Consider the following 23,791-nt stretch of genomic DNA (forward strand, 5'->3'; position numbering starts at 1 on the left):
TTCCCCCGGGCGCTCGTCAGGAAGCCGGGGAGGGTGAATACTGAATCCCATTCGGTAACCCCGTGAGCGGAGGATCCAGGTGTCCGAGACCTTCTCGATGACCATCGGCGGCGAGGCCGTCACCGCCCCCGGCACCTTCGGTGTGATCAACCCGGCGACCGGCGAGGTGGCCGAGCGGGCGCCCGACGCCTCCCGGGAGCAGCTCGACGCGGCGATGGCCTCCGCGCAGGCCACCTACCCCGAGTGGCGCCGCGACGAGTCCGCCCGCCGCAAGGCCCTCCTCGCCGCGGCCGACGTCCTGTTCGCCAGGTCCGAGGAGATCGGCCGCATCCTGACGCTGGAGCAGGGCAAGCCGCTGGCCGAGGGGACCATGGAGGTCGTCGGCGCCGGCGTGTGGCTGAAGTACTTCGCCGACCTGGAGCTCCCCCGCGAGGTCATCCAGGACGACGGCAACGCGCTGGTCGAGGTCGTCCGCCGGCCGATGGGCGTCGTCGCCGCGATCACCCCGTGGAACTACCCGCTGCTGCTCGCGATCTGGAAGCTCGCCCCGGCGCTGCTCGCGGGCAACACGATGGTCCTCAAGCCGTCCCCGTTCACCCCGCTGTCCAGCCTGAAGCTCGGCGAGGTGCTGCGGGACGTCCTGCCGCCCGGCGTGCTCAACGTCGTCACCGGCGGCGACGACCTCGGCGCCTGGATGACCGCGCACGACGTCCCCCGCAAGATCAGCTTCACCGGCAGCGTGGCGACCGGCAAGCGGGTCGCGGCGGCCGCGGCGCCCGACCTCAAGCGCGTCACCCTGGAGCTCGGCGGCAACGACCCGGCGATCCTGCTGGACGACGCCGACCCGGCCGCGGTCGCCGACCGGCTGTTCGGCGCCGCGTTCCAGAACAACGGCCAGGTCTGCTCGGCGATCAAGCGCGTGTACGTCCCGGACGCGCTCTACGGCGACGTGGTGGACGCCCTCGCCGAGCGGGCGAAGGCCGCCAAGGTCGGCGACGGCATGGAGGAGGGCGTCCAGTACGGGCCGGTCAACAACAGGCCCCAGTACGAGCGGGTCGGCGAGCTGGTCTCCGACGCCCTGGCGAACGGGGCGCGCGCCGCGGCGGGCGGCCGGCCCATGGACGGGCCCGGCTACTTCTTCGAGCCCACCATCCTCGCCGACGTCGCCGACGGCACGCGGATCGTGGACGAGGAGCAGTTCGGCCCGGCGCTGCCGATCGTCCGGTACACCGAGCTGGAGGACGCCCTCGCCTGCGCGAACGGCACCCACTTCGGCCTGTCCGGCTCGGTGTGGAGCGCCGACGCCGACCGGGCCGCCGAGGTCGCGGGGCGGCTGGAGTGCGGCACCGCCTGGGTCAACACGCACCTGGCGCTCGCCCCGCACCAGCCGTTCGGCGGGTTCAAGTGGAGCGGCGTCGGCGTCGAGAACGGGCCGTGGGGCCTGTACGGCTTCACCGAGCTCCAGGTGATCCACCGCTCGAAGGGCTGAGCGACGGCGCGCGGGGTCCGGCGGCACGGCCGCCGGACCCCTATACGTTTCCGGCACGTACTACATGAGCGGAAAGTCACGACTTCGAGTCCGGAAAGTGACATCACCACTACTGGCGGTCCGACGCGGTAATGGGACACTTTCTGGGCGGGGGCGTGGTGCACACACCGCCGAGCGTGGAGGAGCCGGATGCACACCTGGGACGTCATGCGCCAGGACGACCTCGGCAACACGTTCCACGTCGCCGCCCACGACTCGCGGATCTCGGCCCTGGCGCAGGTCATGGTGCTGGAGAGCGCCGCCGGGCACGGGCGGACCCACTGGGTGGAGGGGCCGCCGGGACCGGCCGTCCGCACCAACCGCGACCTGTACCTGGTCTTCCTGCAACTCGGCCAGGAGGCACGGGCGGCGTCCTGGTCGCTGTCGGCGTTCCTGCGCTCGCTGTGGAAGGTGAGCGCCACGCTCAGCGACCAGGAGCGGCTGGAGCCCGACGACGTGGCGGCGATGTTCGCCGCGGCGTCCACCACCCCGCCAGCGGCCTTCGATCCCGCGTGGAGCGGCAAGGACCTCTCCCTGCCCGGCGGCGAGCCGCACGGCTACGCCGACTGGGAGCGGGTCCTGCTGTCCCAGATCGCCGACCTGGAGGACTTCCTGGCCGCTCCCCCGGGCCCGCAGGCCCGGTTCGGCGTGGAGGCGCCCCGGCCGTCCGGCTCCGGCGCCCGCGCCACCCCCGCCCGCTGGTACAACTTCGACCCGGCGACCTACCTGGAATGCGCGGTCGCCGGCAGCCTCGGCGGCTGGGACGCGGGCGACGGCGCGCGGGTGCCGCTGCCCACCGGCCCCGGCGAGCCGCCCGCCCGGTCCTACGTCCGCACCATCACCACCATGACCTGGGACGATCTCGCCCGCATCGCGGTGTGCGGGCAGATGTACGAGTAGCGCGCCCTGTCCGTCCGGGGTGGTAAGACTGGCACCGAGGACGGTGAACCGGGAGGCGTGGAGGGACGCCCCCGCGACAGGGAGCAGGCGGCATGCCCGACAGGACGGTCCGTTTCAGCGACCGGGGCGGCTGGTGGCTCGCACAGGGCCGCCCCCATCCCGCGCTGCGCCCGTTCCTGCGCTCCTACGACGGCTACTGGGAGACCGAGGCCGTCCCCGCCCGGATGCGGACGCTCCCCACCCGCACCACGGTCGTGATCATCAACCTGGGCCCGCCGCTCCGCCTGGCCGTCCCCGATCCCGGCGTCCGCGACCGCGACTACGGGTCGTTCGCCGCCGGGATGCACGACGGCCACGGCATGTACCTCAGCCCCGGCGGGCAGCGCGGCATCCAGCTCGACGTGACCCCGCTCGGCGCCTACACCCTGCTCGGTGTGCCGATGGCCCTGCTGGCCAACGCCGCCGTCGAGCTGCCCGACCTGCTCGGCCGCGAGGCGGCCGCCCTGGTCGAGCGCCTCGCCGACGCCCCGTCCTGGGACGCGCGCTTCGGCATCCTGGACGGCTTCCTGCTGCGCCGCCTCGACGCCGGCCCCGTCCCGGACCGGGAGGTCGTCAGGGCGTGGCGGCTGCTGAACGAGGACCACACGGTGCCCGTCGCCGGCATCGCCGCCGACGTCGGCTGGAGCCGCAAGCACCTGACCAACCGGTTCCGCGAGCAGGCCGGGCTCCCGCCCAAGGTGATGGCGCGCGTGCTGCGGTTCCGGCACGCCGTCGACCTGCTCGGCCGCGGGACCGGGCTCGCCGAGGCGGCGTCCGCCTGCGGGTACTACGACCAGGCCCACCTCAACCGGGAGTTCCGTGCGCTGTCCGGCTGCACGCCGACCGAGCTGATCGGTGGCCAGTTGGAGCAGCAGCGCGTCAGCACGCTGGCCGAGGATCATTCCTGAGCCGCGCCCGAGCCCCCTGCCCGGCTCGGCCGCCCGAGGGGTGGACGCGAACCGGACGCGGGGTGACGATCGAGACATGCCGCGCCTGATCCTGCTCGGTGTCGGAACGGCCCGCGCGTCACCGCACGCCCCGGCCGGGCTGCTGGTCGAGTACGGGCACGCGCACATCGGCCTGGACGGCGGGCCGGGCTCGGAGCCGCCCGAGATCTCCGCGGCATGGCTCGTCCGCGACGAGAAGGGCCCGCACCAGCCCGCCCGCCGCCGGATCGCCAGGGAGTGCGGCATGCCCGAGCCGGTCCTCGCGCCGTTCCGCCGCGGCACACTGCGCATCGAGCCGCTGCCCGTCCCGCACCGGGGCCGTCCGATGCACGGATACCGGATCGCCGCCGGGCACCGGACGTGCGTGTGGGCGCCGGAGTTCGCCGAGCCGCCCGGCTGGGCCCGGGGCGCCGACCTGATGTTCGCGGGCGTCGCGGGAGGCGACGCGGACGCCACCGCGCGGGCCCTGCGGCGGCTCGGCGTGGTCAGGCTCGTCCTCGTCCGCCCGCCGCCGGCGGCCGGATGGGGCGCCCCGCCGGCGTTCGGCGAGTGGGGCGAAGCGGGCGCCCTCTACCGGATGTGACGGGTCAGCCCTGGTGGACGCCGCCGCCGATGTTCATCACGATGACGCCGATCACGATGATGACCGCGCCGGCGATGGCCACCGGGCGGACCGGCTCGTCGAAGAGCAGGACGCCGCCGGCGAACGCGCCGATCGTCCCGAGCGCGGACCAGATCGCGTAGACCGGCCCGACGTTCAGCGACATCAGCGCCCGCGACATGAAGACGAACGAGATCAGGTACCCGGCCACCACGATGGCGATCGGGACCGGCCTGGTGAACCCGTCGGAGGCGCGCATCGCCAGCGTGGCCGTAACCTCGAAGGCGATCGCGAGCGCCAGCAGCACGAACGGCATCAGGGTCCCTCCCCGTACTCGGCGGCGATCGCCTCGAAGACCGCCATGCGGGCCTCGAAGGGGGTGCCGGCACGGGGCCAATGTAGCGCGATCTCGGTGATGCCGAGCTCGCCGTAGCGACCGGCGAGGTCGGCGAACGCGCCCGCCGACTCCAGCCACGGCTCTCCGGAGAAGCCGGTCAGCAGGATGCGGTCATCGATCCGGCGGCCCTCCGCCTCGCACGCCTCGTCCAGCGCGTCCAGCCGGGACCGGACGACGTCCTCGGGGCGGCGGCCCGGCGCGCGGCCGCTGGTCACCCATCCGGTGCCGTGCCGGGCGGCGACCCGCATCCCGCGCGGCCCGTTGCCCGCGATGACGAACGGGACGCGGGGCCGCTGGACGCAGCCCGGCCCCTCCACGACCTCGCGGGCCGAGTAGTACGTCCCCTCGAAGGTGGTCTCGGTCCGGGAGAGGAGGCGGTCGAGCAGCTCCACCCACTCGGCGAACCGGGAGGCGCGCTCGTCCGCGCTCCAGTCGTCCCCGCCGAGGATCCCGGCGTCGGAGGCGCGGTTCGTGCCGCCCGACCCGATGCCGACCGTCAGCCGCCCGCCGCCGACGTGGTCGATCGTCTTGATCGCGTGCGCGGTGGGGACGGGATGCCGGAAGTTCGGCGAGGTCACCAGCGTGCCGAGCCGCACCCGGGAGGTGACCGCCGCGGCGGCGGCCAGCGTCGTGTACGCGTCGTACCAGGGCGTCGTCCCGCGCCAGGCGATGTGGTCGTACACCCAGGCGTGCCGGAACCCGAGCTCCTCCGCGCGCCGCCACAGCTCCCCGGCCTCCGGCCAGGACTGCATCGGCCACATCACGACGCCGATCCTCGGTGCGGTCACCGGTACCTCCGTCCTCGTCCCGGGCGCTCCGCCGCGGAACGCCCCCACAGATCATCCCGTGGCGCCCGCGGCCCAGTGGCGCAGGGCCCACCACCAGTGCGCGGTGCGCGACACGGCAACCCCGCCCGCCGGGTCGAGCAGCGGCCGTCCGGCCAGCTCCTGGAACCGGCGGATCCGGTACTTCACGGTGTTGGCGTGGACGTGCAGCGCCGCCGCCGTCGGCTCGATCCGGCCGCCGTGGTCGAGGTAGGCCAGCGCGGTCTCGGCCAGCTCCAGGTGGAACGGCTCGTCCGGGTCGAGCCCGGACAGCAGCGCGCCGGCGAGCAGCGCGCCCAGCTCCGGCTCGCCCTCGGTGACCGCGAGCAGCGCGAGGTCGGCCAGCTCCCGCGTCCCGGTCAGCCCGGCGCCGGCGCCCGCCCGCAGCGCCCGCCGCCCGAGCGCGTACATCGGCGCGACGTCGCCGGGAGGCACCGGCGGCGCCGCCACCAGCAGCGGGCCGGCGGGCCGCGGGTCCGGCAGCCGGGCGACGAGCGCGGCGAAGCGGCCGTCCACCAGCCCGCACAGGCCCGGGCCCGCGGCGGTCAGGCCCGCCTCCAGCCGCGCCGCGACCGCCGGATCGCTGACCTCGGACACCACGCAGTGGTACGTGCCGGACGGGTCGAGCGGCGCGAGGACGGGGACGGCCTCGCCGTGCAGCAGCTGCCGGAGCATCTGGACGCGGCCCTCCCGCACCGTCCGCGCCATCTCCAGCTCCGCGACCCGGTGCGCGTGCACCATCCGCTGGACGAGGACGGTGGTGATCTCGTCGATGCGGGTCACGCCGTCCAGCAGCGCGGCGTCCGGCACGCCCCTGCGGCGGCCGTCGGCGACGAGCGCGCGGACCAGCTGGGCGCGGCCCGCCTGGAACCCGTCCAGGAAGGCCGCGACCGGCACCCCCTGGCGGGCCCGGTCCGAGCCGAGCCGCTCCGCCGCGGCCAGCACCTCCTCGCCCGGAGCGCCCTCCTCCAGCGCGGCGAGCACGCCCCGCACGAGCGCGCGGGTGTGCCGCCTGGTCTCCTCCTCGGGCAGCGCCGCCACCAGGTCCGACCTGCCGCGGGCGGCGTGGACCGCCGCCTCCAGCAGCACCGGGTCGTCGCTGTGCTCGATCAGCAACCGCAGGAACCGGTCGCCCGCGCTGGGCTCCATCCGCCTATTCTGCCCACGGGTTGTCCGCCCGGGACAACCGCTCGGGCGGACGTTGGACCGTCCCGATCTAGCCGGAACGCCGGGTTCTGGTGTTCGGTGGTGGCAGACGAGCCCAAGGAGTGTCGCGATGTCCGACGAAGACGAGTTCCTGGAGAAGCTGCCGACCGACCTGATCTTCCGGCTGCCGCCCACGTTCGACGATGTCGAGGACGAGCGCCGCCACCGCAAGGAGCGCCTGGCCGCCGCGCTGCGCATCTTCGGCAAGTTCGGGTTCGAGGAGGGCGTGGCCGGCCACATCACCGCCCGCGACCCCGAGCGCACCGACCACTTCTGGGTCAACCCGTTCGGCATGTCCTTCAAGCACATCAAGGTCAGCGACCTGATCCTGGTGAACCACGAGGGCAAGGTCGTCGAGGGCCGCTACCCGGTCAACGAGGCGGCGTTCGCGATCCACTCGCAGGTCCACCAGGCGCGCCCGGACGTGGTCGCCGCCGCGCACAGCCACTCCACCTACGGGCGGGCGATCTCGGCGCTCGGCCGGAAGCTGGAGCCGATCACGCAGGACGTGTGCGCGTTCTACCAGGACCACGGCTTGTTCGACGACTACACCGGCGTCGTCACCGACCTGGAGGAGGGCAAGCGCATCGCCGCCGCGCTCGGCGGCCACAAGGCCGTCATCCTGCGCAACCACGGCCTGCTCACCGTCGGCGACACCGTGGACGCCGCCGCCTGGTGGTTCATCACGATGGAGCGCTCGTGCCAGGTGCAGCTCCTCGCGAAGGCGGCCGGGCAGGTCGTCCCGATCGAGCACGACAACGCCGTCCTGACGCACGAGCAGATCGGCAACGACCTGGTCGGCTGGATCAACTACCAGCCGCTCTACGACCAGATCACGCGCGAGCAGCCCGACCTGTTCGATTGACGCGCCGCTCACGGCCCCGGCGCGCCGGCGGGCGCCGGGGCCTCCTCCTGCTCGGTGAGCGGGAGGAGCACCTGGAAGCGGGTGTCGCCGGGCAGCGACTCCACCCGGATGTCGCCGCCGTGCCGGCCCGCCACGATGCGCCAGGAGATGTCCAGGCCGAGGCCCGTGCCCTGCCCGACCGGCTTGGTGGTGAAGAACGGCGTGAAGATCCGGCCGAGGTTCTCCTCCGGGATGCCCTCCCCGGTGTCGCCGATCTCCACCAGCGCGTAGTCGTTCTCGCGCGCGGTGCGGATCGTGAGGGTCCCCGAGCCCTGCATCGCGTAGAGCGCGTTCACGATCAGGTTCGTCCACACCTGGTTCAGCTCGGCCGCATACACCGGGACGGGCGGCAGCGTCTCGTCGTAGACGGTCTTCACCGTCACGCCCTCGCCGAACTTGCGCTTGAGCATGGTCAGCGTGCTGTCCAGGAGCACGCGGAGATCGGTGCGCTGGTGAGAGGCGCGGTCGAGCTGGGAGTACTGGCGGGCGGAGTCCAGCAGCGCGGTGATGCGTCCCATCGCCTCGGAGATCTCCGCCTGGAGCTGGGTCACCTCCATCACCTCCGCGAGCCAGCGCATCGCCGCCGGAAGGTGCTCGCCCGCCGCCCGCGCGACCTCCTCGGCCTGCTCGGTCCCGATCCCGGCGGCGACCAGCTCGGGCGCCAGGTCCCAGGCGTCGGTGACGCCGTGCTCCTCCAGCCAGTCGCCGAGCTCGTCCTCGGCGTCGCTGACCTCCAGCGGGCTCCGCCGTCCGGCCGGGGGCGCGGGCAGCGCGGGGCGCAGCGACACCAGCGCGCTCAGATGGGTGCAGTCGACGCCCTGCGCGGCGAGGTCGGCCAGGCTCTTCTGCGCGCCGAGCAGCCGGTCGCCGAGTTCGGCGCTCGCCCGCGCGGCGGCCGCGGCCGGGTTGTTCAGCTCGTGGGTGAGCCCGGCGGTGATCGTGCCGAGCGCGGTGAGGCGCTCGCGCTGGTCGACGACCCGGCGCGCGTTGGTCATCCCGAAGAAGACGCCCTCCAGCAGGTGCGTCGCCATCGGGAACCACTTGCGGACGGCCTTGGCGAACTTGCGGGCCGGCAGCACGAAGACCCTCGAGGGGCGCGTCGCCCGCAGCGAGTGCTGGTACCTCTGCTCGATCTTGTCGCCCAGGTACGCCTGCACGGCCCCGCCGTAGGTGCTCGGGCGGTCCGTCCGGCTCACCTCGACCGAGTGGTCCCGCACCTTCTGCGTCATGGACATCTCGCCGTCCAGCAGCACGTAGAAGAATTCGGCCGGCTCGCCCTGGTCGCAGATGATGCCGTCCGCCGGGTACTCCTCGACCGTCCCGCACAGCGACAGCCAGGCGAGCTTCTCGTCGTCGAGGTCCTCGAAGAGGAACAGCTCCCGCAGCTCCTCCGGTGACGCAGTCTTCATGCCTCTCCCCTTCGCGGGGGGACGACCCCCCGCACCCCCCGCTTCGCTCCGCTCATGCCTGCTCCAGATAACGGTGAACCAACGCGACGGCCATCGCGCCGTCGCCGACCGCCGACGCCACCCGCTTCATCGACTCCGAGCGGACGTCGCCCGCGGCGAACACGCCGGGCACGCTGGTCTCCAGGTGGTAGGGCTGGCGGGCGAGCGGCCACTCGGCCGGGCGGCGCCCCCCGGCGACGAGGTCCGGGCCGGTCAGGACGTAGCCGCGCGCGTCGCGCTCGACGAAGCCGTCCAGCCAGTCCGTTCCCGGTTCGGCGCCGATGAACACGAACAGCCAGTGCGCGTCGATGGTCTTCTTGCCGCCGGGCCACGCGAACGTGAGCCGCTCCAGCCGGTCGGCGCCCTCGGCCGCGCACACCGTCTTGCCGGTGTGCACCTCGATGTTGGGCGTCGCGGCGATCTGCTCGATCAGGTAGTGCGACATCGACTTCTCCAGGCCGTCCGCCCGGACGATCACGTGCACCTTCCTGGCGTACTTGGCCAGGTACACCGCGGCCTGCCCGGCGGAGTTGGCCCCGCCGACGACGGCGACCTCCTCGTTCTTGCAGGACGGCGCCTCGGTGAGCGCGGCGCCGTAGTACACGCCGCGCCCGACGAAGTCGTCCACGCCGTCGGCGTTGAGCCGCCGGTAGGAGACACCGGTCGCGAGGATGACGGCGTGCGCGGCGATCTCCGTGCCGTCCGACAGCCGCGCGACGCGGGCGGTGCCGCGCGACTCCAGCGCGGTGACCTCGCCGGCCTGCAGCAGCTCGGCGCCGAACCGGTCGGCCTGCCGGCGGGCCCGGTCGGCGAGCTGCGAGCCGCTCACCCCGTCGGGGAAGCCGAGGTAGTTCTCGATGCGGGAGCTCTGCCCGGCCTGGCCGCCGAGGGCGCGCCGCTCCACCAGGACGGTGTTCAGCCCCTCCGACGCGCCGTACACGGCCGCGCCGAGCCCGGACGGCCCGCCGCCGACGACGATCAGGTCGTAGAAGCCGGTGGACGGGGTGCTCGGCAGCCCGACCGCGGCGGCCAGGTCGGCGTCGGAGGGGGCCGACAGGGTCGTCCCGTCCGCCGTGACGACCAGCGGCAGCTCCGGCGACCCGGCCGCGGCGATCAGCTCGGCGCCGTCCGGGTCGGCGTCCATCAGCCAGGTGTAGGGCACCTGGTGGCGGGCGAGGAAGTCGCGGACCTCGTAGCAGCGCGACGACCAGCGGTGCCCGACGACGCGCAGCTCGCGGGGCGTGCGGCGGTCGCTGCGCCGCCACGCGTCCAGCAGCGTGTCGATCACCGGATAGAACTTCTCCTCCGGCGGGTCCCACGGCTTGAGCAGGTAGTGGTCGAGGTCCACGTCGTTGATCGCGCGGATCGCGGCGTCGGTCTCGGCGTAGGCGGTGAGCAGGACCCGGCGGGCGAAGGGGAACAGGTCCATGGCCCGCTCCAGGAACTCCACGCCGTCCATCTCCGGCATCCGGTGATCGGCGAGGAGCACGGCGGTGTCCTCGCCGCGCAGCCGCAGCTCGCTCAGCGCGTCCAGGGCCTGGCGCCCGGACTCGGCGCGCACGACCCGATACCACTCGGCGTACCTGCGGCGCAGGTCCCGCGCCACGGCGCGGGACACGCCCGGGTCGTCGTCGACGGTCAGCAGCACTGGCTTGGGCAACACGTCCCCCTCGATATGGCACGTCCAGGAAAAAGCCTACGTGGAACCGGCGAATCCGCCACGCGGCGGACCCCGCCGCCCGCCGGGCCGGGCGCCATCGGTCATGATCGGGGGATGGACCTGCGAGTTGCGCTGATCGGATACGGCACCGGCGGCTCGGTGTTCCACGCCCCGCTGATCTCCTCCGTCCCGGGGATGCGGCTGGCCGCGGTCGTCACCGGCGCCCCGGCGCGGCAGCGGGCCGTACGGGAGCGCTACCCGGAGGCGGAGGTGATCGACGGCGCCGACCGGCTCTGGGGGTCGCCGGGCGGCTACGACCTGGTCGTCGTCACCGCGCCGAACCGGCAGCACGTCCCCCTGGCCCGGGCGGCGCTGACCGCGGGCGTCCCGGTCGTCGTGGACAAGCCGGTCGCGGCCTCGGCTGCGGACGCCCGGTCCCTCGCCGCGCTGAGCGCCGTGCGGGGCCTGCCGGTGTTCCCGTTCCACAACCGCCGCTGGGACGGCGACTACCTGACGGTGTCGCGGCTGGCGGCGTCGGGCGCGCTCGGCGACGTCCGGCGCTTCGAGTCCCGGTTCGAGCGCTGGCGGCCGCAGGTGAAGGAGAGCTGGAAGGAGAGCGTCGACCCGCGGGACGCGGGCGGCATCCTGTTCGACCTCGGCTCGCACCTCATCGACCAGGCGGTCACCCTGTTCGGCCGCCCCACGCGGGTCTACGCCGAGATCGACACCCGCCGCCCCGGCGCCGTCGCCCCCGACGACGTGTTCGTCGCCCTCTCCCACCCGGGCGGCCCCCGCTCCCATCTGTGGATGAGCGCGACCGCCGCGCATCTGGGCCCGCGCTTCCGGGTCCTCGGCAGCCGCGCGGCGTACACGGTCTCGGGCATGGACGTCCAGGAGGAGCAGCTCCACGCGGGGCTGACCCCGAAGGATCCCGGCTACGGCATCGCCGCGCCGGAGTCGTACGGCCTGCTCGGCACCCCCGGCGGCGCGGCGCCGGAGGCCACGACCCCCGGCGCCTACCACGAGTTCTACGCGAGGGTCCTGCGCAGCCTGCGGGAGGACGCGCCGCCCCCGGTCACCCTCGTGGACGCGATCACCGGCCTGGAGGTCATCGAGGCCGCCGCCCGCTCCGCCCGGGAGGGCACCGCCGTGGACCTTCCGGCCCAGTAGCGCAGCTGCTCGATCTCGAAGGGCACGCCGTCAGAGGACGGAGACGTGCACGTGGTCGAAGTGGTTCTGGGTGATGCTGCCCCGGTCCTCCATCTGGCGCCAGCCGCCGCTGCTGCGCATGTCGTAGATGCGCTGCTTCCAGATGACGTACTTGATGCCCAGGCGGGACGCGTTGTCGATCACGAACTGGGCGACGCGGTCGCCGTGGGCCTGGGCGGACGCGCTCGGCATCTTGCCGCCGGTGCTCTCCATGAAGTCGCAGGCCGTGCCGGAGCCGTGGTCCTGCGGGTCGCCGGGGCGCGCGCAGCCGATGGTGGGGAACGGGCCGAACTTGCCGTCGATCTCCACCAGGACATTGCGCATCCGGGAGGTCATGGAGTTGCCGACGATGGGCGACTTGGTGCCGCTCACCCCGTCGGGGCGGCCGCCGCCGGGGGCGCTCGTGCGGGTCACCTCGGGCTTGTACTTGGCGAGCAGCTTCTTGACGCGGGCGCGCTGGCCCTCCAGGTCGTCGAGCTCCTTCTTGACCGCGGCCAGCTTCTTCTTCGCCGCCTCCTGCGACTGGGCCGCCTTGGCGTTCAGGGCCTGCAGGCTCTGGATGCGGCGCCCGTTGTTGCGGCTGATGTGCTCCAGGACCGCGGCGTCGCGGACGGCGGCGGACGGCTCGGCCGAGGACACCATCGGGATCGTGTCGAGGCGTCCGGTCATGTAGGTGGTGGAGGCGAGCCGGGCCACGCTGACGCGGGCGGCCTCGTACTCCCGGCCGGTCTGGGCGGCGTCCGCGCCGGCGCGCTCGGCGGCCTTCTTCGCCTCTTCGAGGGAGACCAGCTCGCCCCGGTACTCCTTGGACAGCTTCTCGGAGCGCGCCTTCAGCTTGGCGTACTCCTTCTTCAGGTCCTTGGGTTCCTGGGGAAGGCCCGCGGCGCTTCCGGACACCGGCGGCAGCGCCGCCGAGAGGCCCGCCGCGAGGGCGATCGCCGCGAGGCGCCGCGCCGCCTTGCGCCCGCGCGGGGGGCGCGCCGTCCTGCCGAGGGGATCGAGGGCCGCCACAGATCTCTCCTAGATAACAAAGCTCAAGATTGGCGGCACGCTACCACAATCGCCCATTTAGCCTCAGAAGCTTCAGAAAACACACAGAGTCACGCGTGGACTACCGAAAGGTGACACGCTACCGAAATCAGGGGCCGGACCACCGAAGCGGTCCGGCCCCCTGTCCCCCGTCGTGCGCCGGGCGGCCCGTCAGATCCCGATGAGCTCCTCCCAGCGCGGCACCCGCGGCTCGGACAGCAGCCGCAGGCCGGCCTCGGCGACCGTGCGGTCCCCCTTGCGGTTGTTGCACCTGCCGCATGCCAGGACCGTGTTCTCCCAGGTGTCGCCGCCCCCGCGCGACTGCGGGTGGACGTGGTCGATCGTGTTCCCGCGCTTGCCGCAGTAGCAGCAGGTGCCCCCGTCGCGCAGGTACACGCCGCGCTTGCTCCACGGCGGGCGCCGCCCGTGGCGCCAGCGCATCGCGACGTACCGGACGAGCCGCAGGACCCGCGGCACCGGGAAGCGGCCGAAGGTGCGGCCCTCCTCCGCCTCCTCGACGACCGCCACCTCGCGTACCAGCATCCGGATGGCGTGCCGCAGGTCCACCCTTTGGAAAGGCTCGTACGACGCGTTCAGGACGAGCACGTTCACCGGGTCACCTCCTCTGCCCGTGTGCCGCTCCCCCGCCAGGATTCGAACCTGGATATCCGCATTAACAGTGCGGCGTTCTGCCGTTGAACTACGAGGAAATGCTCCGGCAATTCTCCGCCTTCCGGGCTTTTCCCGGAAGGCCTCCATCAGAGTGCCGATACACCGGCGGCACGGGCAACGCATTTTCCGCCCGGCGGGCACCGGACCGGGGCGGACGGGGAGGCGGCGGGCGGCCGGTCAGCGGCCGGGGCCGGGCAGGGCGGCGACGGGGGCGAGGTATTCCAGGGACTCGCGCTCGACCCGGAAGCCGAGTTCCTCGTTGACGGCGAGCATGTGGGCGTTGTCGCCAGAATTGTCCGTTTCGATTTCCCGGACCTCGGGGCGCTCCTCCGCCAGCCAGCGCAGCATCGCCGCCTTGACCCAGATGCCGATCCGGCGCCCCCGGTGCTCGGGGACGACGGCCGTGTCGTACTGGGCGGCGCGGCCGGCGGCCCCGGCCGGCACCACGACCTCGGTGAACCCGGCGACGACGTCCCCGGTGACGGCGGCGACGGTGTACAGGTCGTCGCCGCGCTTGGCGACGATCTCGGCCATCTCCCGGACCCGGTGTGCGTCCCAGGGCGTCCCCTCGTACTCGGCGAAGTCCGCCATGGCGTGCTTGGCGCGGGCGAGGGCGGCGGCGTGCTCGTCCGGGGCCGCGCCCCGCCAGCGGACGAGCCGGTAGCCCTCGGGCGCCGCGGCCAGCAGCCTCTCGACCTGGGCGGCGGGCACGTCGTCCAGCCGCAGCAGCAGGCCGCGCAGGGTCAGCACGCACTCGAAGCCGTGCGACTCCAGGAACGGCACGGCGGGCGTGCCCGCGAGGACCTGCGCGATCACCCCGGTGCGCCCGTCCGCGCGCAGCCCCTCGGCGGCGACGGCGAGCAGGCGGCTGCCGAACCCGCGCCGCCGGTGCTCCGGGCGGACCCGGATGTCGATCTCGCCGGGGCGCCCCGCGCCGGGCTCCCCGGGCAGCCGGAGCGCCGCCACCGCGACCGGTGCGCCTCCGTCGGCGCCCGCCCACAGCCGCTGCCGCGACCCGGGCTCGGCGCCGAGCAGCCGCCGCGCCGTCAGCTCCGGGTCGGGCGCCGGCTCCACCGCCGGGTCGGCGGCGTGGACGGCGGCCAGCACGTCGTGCCACTGCCGGATCTGCGCGTCGGTCGGATCATCGAGCGCGATGACGTCCATCCGACTTTTGTACCCGATCCCCGTCCGCGGCGACCGCGACCCTGGTTAACCCGTGGTTTCGGACGCCGGGAACCCGGCTCAGCGGTCCCGCGAGAACGCCTCCAGGATGCGCTCGGCGGCGAGGGCGGGCGTCAGCGTCCCCTCGGCGACCTGCCGCTCCAGCTCGGGCGCCACCCCCTTGACCCCCGGGTGCCCGTGCAGATCGGACAGCAGCCGGTCGCGCACCAGCGCCCACGTCCAGCCGACCTGCTGGCGGCGGCGCCGCGCCTCCAGCTCGCCGGACTCGCGGAGGCGCTCCTGGTGCTCGACGATCTTGTCCCAGACCTCGTCCAGGCCGGTGCCCTCCTTGGCGCTGCAGGTCAGGACCGGGATCGGGCGGGAGCGGTCCCCGCCGCGCAGCAGCCGCAGCGCCCCCGACAGCTCGCGGGCCGCGCGCTCGGCCTCCATCGCGTGCTCGCCGTCGGCCTTGTTGACGGCGATGACGTCCGCCAGTTCCAGGACGCCCTTCTTGATGCCCTGGAGCTGGTCGCCGGTCCGGGCGAGAGTGAGGAACAGGAAGGAGTCGACCATCTCGGCGACCGCCGTCTCGGACTGCCCGACGCCGACCGTCTCGACGAGGACGACGTCGTACCCGGCGGCCTCCATGACCACCATCGCCTCGCGGGTGGCCTTGGCGACGCCGCCGAGCGTCCCGGCCGTCGGCGAGGGGCGGATGAACGCGTCCGGGTCGGCCGCCAGCCGCTGCATGCGGGTCTTGTCGCCGAGGATGCTGCCGCCCGTCCGGGTGGAGGACGGGTCGACGGCGAGCACCGCGACCCGGTGGCCCTCCCCCGTCAGGCGGGTGCCGAGCGCGTCGATGAACGTCGACTTGCCGACGCCGGGCACGCCGGTGATCCCGACGCGGCGGGCGTTCCCGGCGTGCGGGGTCAGCTCGACGAGCAGCTTCTGCCCCAGCTCCCGGTGGTCGGGCCGGGCCGACTCCACGAGCGTGATCGCCCGCGCGATCCACGCCCGCGACCCGTCCCGCACCCCGGCCGCGTAGTCCTCCAGGCCCGGCGCGCTCACGTGGCGGCGTGCCCCAGCGCGGCGGACAGCTCCTCCAGCAGGCCGATCGCCGCGTCCGCGAGGACGGTGCCGGGCCCGAAGATCGCCGCGGCGCCGGCGGCGCGCAGCTCGGCGTGGTCCCCGGGCGGGATGACCCCGCCGACCACGATCATGATGTCGTCGCGGCCCAGCGCGGCCAGCTCCTCGCGCAGCGCGGGCACGAGCGTGAGGTGCCCGGCGGCGAGGGAGTTGACGCCCACGATGTGCACGTCGGCCTCGACGGCCTGGCGGGCGACCTCGGCCGGGGTCTGGAACAGCGGGCCCACGTCGACGTCGAAGCCGAGGTCGGCGAACCCGGTCGCGATCACCTTCTGGCCGCGGTCGTGGCCGTCCTGGCCCATCTTGGCGACGAGGATGCGGGGGCGGCGGCCCTCGGCCTCCTCGAACGCGGCGGCCGCGGCCCGCGCCTTCTCGATGCTCGACACCCGGCCGGCCTCCTCCCGGTACACACCGGAGATCGTGCGGATCTGCGCGGCGTGCCGCCCGTACGCCTTCTCCAGGGCCCCGGAGATCTCGCCGACGGTCGCCTTGGCGCGGGCGGCGTCGATGGCGAGGGCGAGGAGGTTGTGCTCCAGGCCACGCGCCCGGGTGCCGTTCTCGGCCGCCTCGGCGGCGCGGGTCAGCGCCTCCAGCGCGGACCGCGCCGCCTCCTCGTCGCGCTCCTCGCGCAGCCGGCGGAGCTTGTCGATCTGCTGCGCCCGGACCGCGGCGTTGTCGACCTTGAGGACCTCGATCTCCTGCTCGGTGTCCGGGCGGTACTTGTTGACCCCGACGACGGGCTGCCGGCCGGAGTCGATGCGCGCCTGGGTGCGGGCGGCGGCCTCCTCGATGCGCAGCTTCGGAAGCCCCTCGTCGATCGCCCTGGCCATGCCGCCGGCCTGCTCGACCTCGGTGATGTGGCCCCAGGCGCGGCGAGCGAGGTCGTAGGTGAGCCGCTCGACGTAGGCGCTGCCGCCCCACGGGTCGATGGTGCGGGTCGTCCCGGACTCCTGCTGGAGGAGCAGCTGGGTGTTGCGGGCGATCCGCGCGGAGAAGTCGGTCGGCAGGGCGAGGGCCTCGTCCAGCGCGTTGGTGTGCAGCGACTGGGTGTGGCCCTGCGTCGCGGCCATGGCCTCGATGCAGGTGCGGGCGACGTTGTTGAAGACGTCCTGCGCGGTGAGGGACCACCCGGACGTCTGCGAGTGCGTCCGCAGCGACAGCGACTTGGGGTTGCGCGGACCGAAGGTCTTCACGAGCCGCGCCCACAGCAGCCGGGCGGCGCGGAGCTTGGCGACCTCCATGAAGAAGTTCATGCCGATCGCCCAGAAGAACGACAGCCGGGGCGCGAACGCGTCGATGTCCAGCCCGGCGTCGCGGCCGGCGCGGATGTACTCGACGCCGTCGGCGAGCGTGTAGGCCAGCTCCAGGTCGGCGGTGGCCCCGGCCTCCTGGATGTGGTAGCCGGAGATCGAGATGGAGTTGTACTTCGGCATCCGCTGCGAGGTGAACGCGAAGATGTCGGAGATGATCCGCATCGACGGCTGCGGCGGGTAGATGTAGGTGTTGCGGACCATGAACTCCTTGAGGATGTCGTTCTGGATGGTCCCGGCGAGCGCCTCCGGCTTCACCCCCTGTTCCTCGGCCGCCGCGATGTAGAGCGCCAGGACGGGCAGGACGGCGCCGTTCATGGTCATCGACACGCTCATCCTGTCCAGCGGGATGCCGTCGAAGAGCTGCCGCATGTCGTAGATGGAGTCGATCGCCACCCCCGCCATGCCGACGTCGCCGGCCACGCGGGGGTGGTCGGAGTCGTAGCCGCGGTGCGTGGCGAGGTCGAACGCGACCGACAGGCCCTTCTGCCCCGCCGCGAGGTTGCGGCGGTAGAAGGCGTTGGACTCCTCGGCGGTGGAGAAGCCGGCGTACTGCCGGATCGTCCACGGCTGCGTCGCGTACATCGCCGGGTAGGGGCCGCGCAGGAAGGGCGCGATGCCCGGATAGGTGTCGAGGAAGTCGAGCCCGGCCAGGTCGTCGCCGGTGTACAGCGGCCTGACGCCGATGCCCTCCGGGGTCTGCCAGGTCTGGGCGTCGGGGTCGGTGCCCGTCGCGTCGGCGACCGCGGCGCGCCACCGCTTCGCGGCGCCGTCGGCGGGGGGCGCCGTCCCGAGCTCGATCTCGGTGAAGTCGGGGATCATTCGCTCACTCCCAGATCGCGGAGGGTGGTCTCCAGCGCCTCGATCGCGTCGCATCCCGCGTACACGGCGGCGTCGACACCCTCGTAGCTTCCCTTACCCGCCAGCCAGATCTTCACCGCGCCCGCGTCCCGCAGGATCCGCGCCGCCCCGGCGGCCTCCTCCTCGTACACCCGGTCGCTGGAGCAGATGCAGGCGACGGCCGCGCCGGAGGCCTCGAACTCCTCGGGGGCGCCCGCGACCGTCTCGATCCCGCCCGCCTGGAACAGGTTGGCGGCGAACGACGCGCGCGCCGTGTGGACGGCGACGGGCCCGAGCGTCGCGAGGAAGACCCGCGGGCGTGCGCCGGTGGCGTCCGCGTGGGCGTCGGAGCGGTCGCGGAGCGCCTCGAAGTCCTGCGCGTAGGTGACGACGGGGAGGCCGCCCCCGGGCTCCCGCGGCGCCGGGTCGCGCTCCGGCACGGTCTCGCCGAGGTCCGGGAACTCGCTGACGCCGGTGAGCGGGGCCCTGCGGTGCGCGATGTCCGCGCGGCGCCGGGCCCACGTCGAGGCGAGCCGGTCGGCGACGAGCCCCGACTCCAGGGCGGCGGCCAGGCCACCGGCCTTCTCGATCTCGGTGAACCACGTCCACGCGGCCTGGGCGAGGTCCTCGGTGAGGCTCTCGGCGTACCAGGAGCCGCCGGCCGGGTCGACGACGCGGGCCAGGCTGGACTCCTCCAGCAGCAGCGTCTGGGTGTTGCGGGCGATGCGGCGGGCGAAGCCGTCCGGCAGGCCGAGGCGGGCGTCGAACGGCTGCACGGTGACCGCGTCGGCGCCGCCGACCCCGGCGGCGAACGCCGCGACGGTCGTCCGGAGCATGTTCACCCAGGGGTCGCGCCGCGTCATCATCGCCGACGAGGTGACCGCGTGGACGCGCGCCGACGTCCCCTCGGAGGCGCCGCTGACCTCGGCGACCCGCGCCCAGAGGCGGCGGACGGCGCGGAGCTTGGCGATCGAGGAGAACTGGTCGGCGTCGACCGCGAGGCGGAACTCGATCTGGCCGAACGCCTCGTCCACGCTCAGCCCGGCCCCGGTCAGCGCGCGCAGGTAGGCGACGCCCGCGGCGACGGCGGCGCCCAGTTCCTCGGCGTCGCTGCCGCCCGCGTCGTGGTACGGGGTGCCGTCGGCCACGACGGCGCGCAGCTTGGGGAACTCGCGGACGCACCGGACGGCCAGCGCGGCGGCCTCGTCCAGGGGTCCGGCGGTACCGGTGCGGGCCTGGCGCCCGAGCGGGTCGGCGCCGAGGACGCCGGACGCGTCCGCGGCGTTCCCCCGCTCGGAGACCAGGGAGAGGAAGGCCTCCGCCGCCTCGCCCGCGGAGGCGCCCGCGTCCAGGACGACGGGCGCGAGGTCGAGCAGGACGCCGCGCAGGATCTCGGGCAGCGCGGCGACCGGCGGGCCGCCGTCGCCGAGCCGCAGCCAGACCGAGGTCGCGCCGTTCTCCAGGTCGGCGAGGATCGCCTCCCGGGTGACGGCGGGATCGGGGTGGGCGTGCCGCTGCCGGGCGTCCCAGCCGGCGATCCCCTCGCCGTCCGGGCGCACCTCGCGGACGTAGGGCGCCAGCCCGGGACGTCCCGGCGGGGCGTCGTCGCGCGTGTAGAGCGGGGCGATCCGCACGCCCTCGTACGACTCGCGGGTCAGCAGACCCTCGATCTCGTCGAGGGGGGTGTCCTCGTCCGCCGCGCCGGACTTGCGCAGCACCCCCTTCACCATCTCCCGCCACCGGTCCCGCTCGGCCCGGGGGAAGGCGGCGGCCAGTTCGAGTTCCTCAGGCGGCACCGTCATGTCCTGGATCGTAGGCGAGCGACCGAATCCCGCTCGATACCGGGTCCCGGTTCCCGGGCGGCGGTGCGCCGCCCGGGAGGACCGGGGGCGGACGGGCACCCCGCAACGCCCTGTGGCGAGGGGCGTTGCTAGAGTTCGGGGTCGAAGATCCCCATCCCCGAACCGTGCAGAGGGAAGACGAACGCATGTCGACTGGCAGCCACGCCGGGCGCCCGAAGTCCTGGGTCGCCGTGGCCATCATCTTCATCGGTTTCGCCATCGGCGGCGTCGGCATCACCCTCGGCCCCGACTGGATGGTCTTCGGGGTGGGCGCGGCGATCACCGTGATCGGCGGCATCTTCGCGCTCGCCGTCGACATCATGACCGACGTCGTCGTCGACGACCCCCGCCAGTAGCGATGTTCGGCCGGCCGCCCATCGAGGAGCGGATCGCCGCGCGGCAGCGCGAGCGCGGACCGCTCAAGCCGGGCACCGTCTTCCCGCACGGCCCCGCCAAGATGCTGTTCTTCTTCGGCATCGGCGTGGTCGTGGTGACGCACATCATCGCGCTGTCGATGTACTTCGTCGATCCCGGCCCCTGAGACCGGCCGCCTCATTCCGGGCCGCCGGGCGGGCCCTCCCGCCTGCCTCCCAGATAGAACAGGCCGACCAGGACGAAGACGCCGACGGCGACCAGGATGGCCAGCACGCCCATCGCGGTCGATCCGGCCACGGGAGTTCACCTTCCTTCTGCTGTGCGTTCCTCTCCCGGACACTGCCCCGCTGGCAGCGGGGCAAAAGAAAGTCAAGAGAGTTCTGCGCCACTGTTTCCCGGCCGTCCAGGAGGTACGAAAAGGGACGGCGGGCACGTACGGTCGAAGGGAACGTGGCCGCCTGCGTCGCCCCCCTGAGCCCGAGGTGGTGGATGGCCCTGCGATTCGGAATCGAGGAAGAGTACTTCGTCGTCGATCCCGTTTCCCGGGAGGTCGTCCCCCGCGCCCCGGCGGTGGTGCGGCGGGCCCGCGCGGCGCTCGGCGACCACGCCTCCACGGAACTGGTCGCGTTCCTCGCCGAGGCCAAGACCCCGCCGTGCGACGACCTGGACAAGCTCGCGGAGCAGATCCGGGCGATGCGGGCGGCGATGGCCGCCGCGGCGGCCGCCGAGGGCGTCCGGCTGGCCGCGACCGGGACGCCCGTGCTCGGTGCGGTGGTGCCCGCGCCCATCGGCGCCGGCCCCCGCTACGCCGAGAGCCTCGCCGTGTACCGGGGGCTGGACGACGAGCAGAGCATCTGCTCCTGCCACGTCCATGTCGAGATGCCGGACCGCGAGCTCGCCGTCCAGGTGAGCAACCATCTGCGCCCCTGGCTGCCGACGCTGCTGGCCCTCACGGCGAACTCCCCGTACTGGGCCGGACGCGACACCGGCCACGCCTGCTGGCGCGCGATGGCGTGGGCGCGGTGGCCGGTCGCCGGTCCCCCGCCGTTCTTCGCGTCGGCCGCGCACTACGACGATCTCGTCGGCACGCTGCTGGGCTGCGGCGCCCTCATGGACACCGGGACGGTCTTCTGGGACGTCCGGCCGTCGGCGCGGCTGCCCACCGTGGAGGTCCGGCTCGCCGACGTCGCCCCGACGGCCGCCGAGGCCGCGGTGTTCGCGGCGCTCGTCCGGGCGCTGGTGGGGACGGCGGCCGCCGCGGCCGCGGCGGGCGATCCGGCGCCCGATCCGTCCGCGGAGATGCTGCGCGCGGCGTACTGGCTGGCCGCGCGGGACGGCCTCGCCGGGACGGGCGTCGACGTGCGCACGGGCCGCCCCGCCGGATTCCGGGAGCTGGCCGGCGACCTGCTGGCGTACGCGCTGCCCGCGCTGCGCGAGGCCGGGGACCTCGACACCGTCGCCGGCGGCCTGCGGCACCTGCTGGCCGGCGGCACGGGGGCGGAGCGGCAGCGCGAGGCCTACCGGGAGCGCGGGCGGCTCACCGACGTGGTCGACGCCACCCTGCTGCGCGACCGCTGACCCTCGCGGAAGCGGTTCGACCGCCCAGAATCGGGCCTATCGGCCATTCGCCCGTTTTCTCGCCGCCGTCCGGGGGTACCGCGTGAGGTGGATGATTGTTGATCTGACCTCGGGGGACGTCTGCGGGGGGCCGGGGCGCACGGCCGCCCGCCTGCGCGTATCCTCGGTCGGACGCACGTGATCGTGGCAGCGGGACGGACGGAGTAATCGCGCGATGAGCCTCAGGCCCGGCGAGCCGGGTGTGGCGCCGGCCGGCCCCTTCGTCCACCCCGCCCTCTTCTACCTGGGCGACGAGGAGTACCTCGCCGGCACCGTGCCGTTCGTCCGGGCGGGCCTCGACGAGGGCGAGCCGGTCGCCGTCGCGGTGCCGGCGGCCCGCCTCGCCCTGCTGCGCGCGGCGCTCGGCGACGCCGCCGGCGGGGTCGCCTGGCTCGACATGTCGGAGGCCGGCCGCAACCCGGGCCGCATCATCCCCGGCGTGCTGCGCGACTTCGCCGACCGGCACGTCGGCGGGCGGGTGCGGATCATCGGCGAGCCGATCTGGCCGGGCCGCTCGGCGGCCGAGTACCCCGCCTGCGCCCAGCACGAGGCGCTGATCAACCTGGCGTTCGCGGGGCGCGAGGTGACGATCCTGTGCCCCTACGACCTCGCCGGCCTCGACGCCGGCGTCATCGCCGACGCCCGCGCCACCCATCCGGTCGTGATCGACCGCGACGGCGAGCGGGTCAGCGCCGACTACGCCCCGCACCGCGTCATCCAGGACTACAACCTGCCGCTGCCGGAGCCCGCCGACCCGGTCACGATGGGCTTCGACCTCCACGCGCTCCCCCTCGTGCGGGAGTTCGCGTGCCGCTGGGGCGCGCGGTTCGGCCTCGGGCCCTCCGCCGTGGGCGACCTGGAGCTCGCCGTGAACGAGCTCGCCGCCAACTCGTGCCTGCACGGCGGCGGCGCGGGCACCGTCCGGCTCTGGGCCGACGCCGGCCAGGTCGTGTGCGAGGTCCGGGACGCCGGGACGATCACCGACCCGCTCGCCGGCCGCCGCCCGGTGGACATGAGCCCGCACGGCGGCCGGGGCATCCTCATGGTCAACCACCTGGCCGACCTGGTGCGCGTCCACACGGGCCCCGGCGGCACGGTGATCCGCGTCTACATGCGCGCCTGAACGACGGCTCCTGAACGCCGGCTCCTGAACGCCGGCTCCTGTACGCCAGGGCGGCCCGTCAGTCCCCGCGGGCCCGGCGGAGCCCGGCGAGCGACTCGGCCAGCAAGGCGTCCCGTCCCGTGGACGCGGCGTACTCGGCGAGCGTGGCGCAGAGGTTCAGCGCCAGCGTGCGCGCCGCCGCCGCCCGCTCCTCCGGCACCGGCCCGTACGCCGCCACGAAGGCCTCCCGCGCGGCGCCCTCGAACCCGGCGTAGGCGAACGAGAGATCGACCGCCGGGTCGGCCAGGCACACATCGCCCCAGTCGATCACCCCGGCGGCCCGGCCGCCCGGGTCCAGCAGCAGGTGCCGGACGTGCAGGTCCCCGTGGACGAGCACCGGGTCCCCGCCCGGCGGCGCCCAGCCGAGGGCCGCGGACAGGAACTCCTCCAGCGCCGGGTCCCGCTCCCACACCCCGAGCGCCGCGAGGGCGTCGAGGCGGCCGGTGGTCCGCTCCGCCCGGAACGCGGGATCGGCGCGTCGCATCGGATCGATCGGCAGGCCCGCGCCGGCCTCCCGGGCGAGCGCCGGATCGTGCAGCGCCCGCAGGAAGGCCCCCGCCTCGGCGGCGAGGGCGACCCGGTCCCCGTCCGGGGGGCGGACGTCGGCGAGCTCGCGGCCGGGGATCCGCCGGGCGCCCCAGAACGGCCACGGGAAGTCCTCCCCCGGCTCGCCCGCGAAGCACGGGACGGGCACCGCGAGCGGGAGGCGCGGCGCCAGGACGGGCAGGACCGCCAGCTCCCGCTCGACCCCCGGGAGGGCGATCCGGCGGCGCGGGAACCGGAACACCCACTCCCCCGCGACGAGGAAGACGGTGTTGTCCCAGCCGGTCGCGAGCCGCTCCACCGGGGCTCCGCGCAGCTCCCGGAACCGCCGCCCGATCAGCGTGCCCGCGACCTCGGCGGTGACCTCGTGCTCGGGCGCCCACTCCGGGACCGTCGGCGCGCCGTCCTGTGAAGCCGTCACGTCCGCCGAGG

The 23,791-nt window shown here is 74.2% G+C and carries 22 protein-coding genes and 1 tRNA gene; 10 read left to right on the plus strand and 13 right to left on the minus strand.

Annotated features, from left to right (window positions below):
- The first annotated feature begins 79 nt into the window (after positions 1-79).
- The 4 genes from ABGB11_RS09755 (at position 80) to ABGB11_RS09770 (ending at position 3,997) form a co-directional block, all read left to right on the plus strand.
- Positions 80-1,489 (plus strand): aldehyde dehydrogenase family protein, encoded by a 1,410-nt coding sequence (locus ABGB11_RS09755; protein WP_347631054.1) that lies wholly within the window; start codon positions 80-82, stop codon positions 1,487-1,489.
- Positions 1,490-1,678: 189 nt separating this feature from the next.
- Positions 1,679-2,428, plus strand: coding sequence for a hypothetical protein (locus tag ABGB11_RS09760; protein WP_347631056.1), 750 nt, complete (start codon positions 1,679-1,681; stop codon positions 2,426-2,428).
- Between the two features lie 92 nt (positions 2,429-2,520).
- Positions 2,521-3,375 (plus strand): helix-turn-helix domain-containing protein, encoded by an 855-nt coding sequence (locus ABGB11_RS09765; RefSeq protein WP_347631058.1) that lies wholly within the window; start codon positions 2,521-2,523, stop codon positions 3,373-3,375.
- A gap of 76 nt (positions 3,376-3,451) precedes the next feature.
- The gene (locus ABGB11_RS09770; RefSeq protein ID WP_347631060.1) at positions 3,452-3,997 is read left to right on the plus strand and encodes a hypothetical protein; all 546 of its coding nucleotides are present in this window, start codon (positions 3,452-3,454) and stop codon (positions 3,995-3,997) included.
- A 4-nt stretch (positions 3,998-4,001) separates the two neighbouring features.
- Here the strand turns inward: ABGB11_RS09770 and ABGB11_RS09775 are convergent, their stop codons facing one another.
- From ABGB11_RS09775 to ABGB11_RS09785, 3 genes are read right to left on the minus strand one after another with little or no spacing between them, the layout of a single operon-like run.
- Complete coding sequence (locus ABGB11_RS09775) at positions 4,002-4,331, minus strand: multidrug efflux SMR transporter (protein ID WP_347631062.1); 330 nt, start codon at positions 4,329-4,331, stop codon at positions 4,002-4,004.
- Positions 4,331-5,200: an LLM class flavin-dependent oxidoreductase gene (locus ABGB11_RS09780; protein ID WP_347631064.1), complete on the minus strand. Its 870-nt coding sequence runs from the start codon at positions 5,198-5,200 to the stop codon at positions 4,331-4,333. Before ABGB11_RS09780 ends, ABGB11_RS09775 begins: the two co-directional genes overlap by 1 nt.
- Positions 5,201-5,251: 51 nt before the next feature.
- Entirely contained in the window at positions 5,252-6,385 is a 1,134-nt protein-coding gene (locus tag ABGB11_RS09785; RefSeq protein WP_347631065.1) for a helix-turn-helix domain-containing protein, read from the minus strand.
- A 127-nt stretch (positions 6,386-6,512) separates the two neighbouring features.
- Here ABGB11_RS09785 and ABGB11_RS09790 point away from each other — a divergent pair, with 127 nt between their 5' ends.
- Positions 6,513-7,307, plus strand: coding sequence for a class II aldolase/adducin family protein (locus tag ABGB11_RS09790; protein WP_347631067.1), 795 nt, complete (start codon positions 6,513-6,515; stop codon positions 7,305-7,307).
- Positions 7,308-7,315: 8 nt separating this feature from the next.
- On the opposite strand, the gene ABGB11_RS09795 is transcribed toward ABGB11_RS09790, so the two are convergent.
- Both ABGB11_RS09795 and ABGB11_RS09800 read right to left on the minus strand, forming a co-directional pair.
- Entirely contained in the window at positions 7,316-8,755 is a 1,440-nt protein-coding gene (locus tag ABGB11_RS09795) for an ATP-binding protein (protein ID WP_347631069.1), read from the minus strand.
- Between the two features lie 52 nt (positions 8,756-8,807).
- Complete coding sequence (locus ABGB11_RS09800) at positions 8,808-10,457, minus strand: FAD-dependent oxidoreductase (RefSeq protein WP_347631071.1); 1,650 nt, start codon at positions 10,455-10,457, stop codon at positions 8,808-8,810.
- Between the two features lie 111 nt (positions 10,458-10,568).
- Between ABGB11_RS09800 and ABGB11_RS09805 the strand changes: the two genes are divergently transcribed.
- A complete protein-coding gene (locus ABGB11_RS09805) occupies positions 10,569-11,624 on the plus strand; it encodes a Gfo/Idh/MocA family oxidoreductase (RefSeq protein WP_347631073.1) in 1,056 nt (351 codons plus the stop codon).
- A 30-nt stretch (positions 11,625-11,654) separates the two neighbouring features.
- On the opposite strand, the gene ABGB11_RS09810 is transcribed toward ABGB11_RS09805, so the two are convergent.
- From ABGB11_RS09810 to ABGB11_RS09840, 7 genes are all read right to left on the minus strand, one after another.
- Positions 11,655-12,674, minus strand: a complete 1,020-nt coding sequence (locus tag ABGB11_RS09810) for a hypothetical protein (protein ID WP_347631075.1) — start codon at positions 12,672-12,674, stop codon at positions 11,655-11,657.
- A gap of 189 nt (positions 12,675-12,863) precedes the next feature.
- On the minus strand, positions 12,864-13,304 hold the full coding sequence (locus tag ABGB11_RS09815; RefSeq protein WP_347631077.1) for an HNH endonuclease: 441 nt from the start codon (positions 13,302-13,304) through the stop codon (positions 12,864-12,866).
- Positions 13,305-13,331: 27 nt separating this feature from the next.
- Positions 13,332-13,402 (minus strand) — tRNA-Asn (locus ABGB11_RS09820).
- A gap of 139 nt (positions 13,403-13,541) precedes the next feature.
- A complete protein-coding gene (locus tag ABGB11_RS09825) occupies positions 13,542-14,528 on the minus strand; it encodes a GNAT family N-acetyltransferase (protein ID WP_347631079.1) in 987 nt (328 codons plus the stop codon).
- Between the two features lie 78 nt (positions 14,529-14,606).
- Entirely contained in the window at positions 14,607-15,593 is a 987-nt protein-coding gene (gene meaB / locus ABGB11_RS09830) for a methylmalonyl Co-A mutase-associated GTPase MeaB (protein WP_347631081.1), read from the minus strand.
- Positions 15,590-17,803, minus strand: a complete 2,214-nt coding sequence (gene scpA / locus ABGB11_RS09835; protein ID WP_347631083.1) for a methylmalonyl-CoA mutase — start codon at positions 17,801-17,803, stop codon at positions 15,590-15,592. Before scpA ends, meaB begins: the two co-directional genes overlap by 4 nt.
- Complete coding sequence (locus ABGB11_RS09840) at positions 17,800-19,623, minus strand: methylmalonyl-CoA mutase subunit beta (RefSeq protein WP_347631085.1); 1,824 nt, start codon at positions 19,621-19,623, stop codon at positions 17,800-17,802. The genes scpA and ABGB11_RS09840 overlap by 4 nt, the downstream gene beginning before the upstream one ends.
- 185 nt (positions 19,624-19,808) lie before the next feature.
- Here ABGB11_RS09840 and ABGB11_RS09845 point away from each other — a divergent pair, with 185 nt between their 5' ends.
- The 4 genes from ABGB11_RS09845 (at position 19,809) to ABGB11_RS09860 (ending at position 22,777) form a co-directional block, all read left to right on the plus strand.
- A complete protein-coding gene (locus tag ABGB11_RS09845; protein ID WP_021600298.1) occupies positions 19,809-20,018 on the plus strand; it encodes an HGxxPAAW family protein in 210 nt (69 codons plus the stop codon).
- A 2-nt stretch (positions 20,019-20,020) separates the two neighbouring features.
- Positions 20,021-20,203 (plus strand): hypothetical protein, encoded by a 183-nt coding sequence (locus ABGB11_RS09850; protein ID WP_173394381.1) that lies wholly within the window; start codon positions 20,021-20,023, stop codon positions 20,201-20,203.
- A gap of 323 nt (positions 20,204-20,526) precedes the next feature.
- The gene (locus ABGB11_RS09855; protein WP_347631087.1) at positions 20,527-21,615 is read left to right on the plus strand and encodes a glutamate--cysteine ligase; all 1,089 of its coding nucleotides are present in this window, start codon (positions 20,527-20,529) and stop codon (positions 21,613-21,615) included.
- A gap of 214 nt (positions 21,616-21,829) precedes the next feature.
- Positions 21,830-22,777, plus strand: coding sequence for a sensor histidine kinase (locus ABGB11_RS09860; RefSeq protein WP_347631088.1), 948 nt, complete (start codon positions 21,830-21,832; stop codon positions 22,775-22,777).
- 58 nt (positions 22,778-22,835) lie between these two features.
- Here the strand turns inward: ABGB11_RS09860 and ABGB11_RS09865 are convergent, their stop codons facing one another.
- A complete protein-coding gene (locus tag ABGB11_RS09865) occupies positions 22,836-23,780 on the minus strand; it encodes a phosphotransferase (protein WP_347631090.1) in 945 nt (314 codons plus the stop codon).
- Between the last annotated feature and the right edge of the window lie 11 nt (positions 23,781-23,791).

It is taken from the genome of Actinomadura sp. B10D3, assembly GCF_039871695.1.
GTDB lineage: Bacteria > Actinomycetota > Actinomycetes > Streptosporangiales > Streptosporangiaceae > Spirillospora > Spirillospora madurae.

Bases quoted from the DNA above. Each gene is read 5' to 3' on its own strand.
- ABGB11_RS09825 (WP_347631079.1), bottom strand. From the start codon at position 14,528: ATGGACGTCATCGCGCTCGATGATCCGACCGACGCGCAGATCCGGCAG.
- ABGB11_RS09855 (WP_347631087.1), top strand. From the start codon at position 20,527: ATGGCCCTGCGATTCGGAATCGAGGAAGAGTACTTCGTCGTCGATCCC.
- ABGB11_RS09860 (WP_347631088.1), top strand. From the start codon at position 21,830: ATGAGCCTCAGGCCCGGCGAGCCGGGTGTGGCGCCGGCCGGCCCCTTC.
- ABGB11_RS09795 (WP_347631069.1), bottom strand. From the start codon at position 8,755: ATGAAGACTGCGTCACCGGAGGAGCTGCGGGAGCTGTTCCTCTTCGAG.
- scpA (WP_347631083.1), bottom strand. From the start codon at position 17,803: ATGATCCCCGACTTCACCGAGATCGAGCTCGGGACGGCGCCCCCCGCC.
- ABGB11_RS09760 (WP_347631056.1), top strand. From the start codon at position 1,679: ATGCACACCTGGGACGTCATGCGCCAGGACGACCTCGGCAACACGTTC.
- ABGB11_RS09785 (WP_347631065.1), bottom strand. From the start codon at position 6,385: ATGGAGCCCAGCGCGGGCGACCGGTTCCTGCGGTTGCTGATCGAGCAC.
- ABGB11_RS09775 (WP_347631062.1), bottom strand. From the start codon at position 4,331: ATGCCGTTCGTGCTGCTGGCGCTCGCGATCGCCTTCGAGGTTACGGCC.
- ABGB11_RS09845 (WP_021600298.1), top strand. From the start codon at position 19,809: ATGTCGACTGGCAGCCACGCCGGGCGCCCGAAGTCCTGGGTCGCCGTG.
- ABGB11_RS09840 (WP_347631085.1), bottom strand. From the start codon at position 19,623: ATGACGGTGCCGCCTGAGGAACTCGAACTGGCCGCCGCCTTCCCCCGG.
- ABGB11_RS09790 (WP_347631067.1), top strand. From the start codon at position 6,513: ATGTCCGACGAAGACGAGTTCCTGGAGAAGCTGCCGACCGACCTGATC.
- ABGB11_RS09805 (WP_347631073.1), top strand. From the start codon at position 10,569: ATGGACCTGCGAGTTGCGCTGATCGGATACGGCACCGGCGGCTCGGTG.
- ABGB11_RS09765 (WP_347631058.1), top strand. From the start codon at position 2,521: ATGCCCGACAGGACGGTCCGTTTCAGCGACCGGGGCGGCTGGTGGCTC.
- ABGB11_RS09770 (WP_347631060.1), top strand. From the start codon at position 3,452: ATGCCGCGCCTGATCCTGCTCGGTGTCGGAACGGCCCGCGCGTCACCG.
- ABGB11_RS09850 (WP_173394381.1), top strand. From the start codon at position 20,021: ATGTTCGGCCGGCCGCCCATCGAGGAGCGGATCGCCGCGCGGCAGCGC.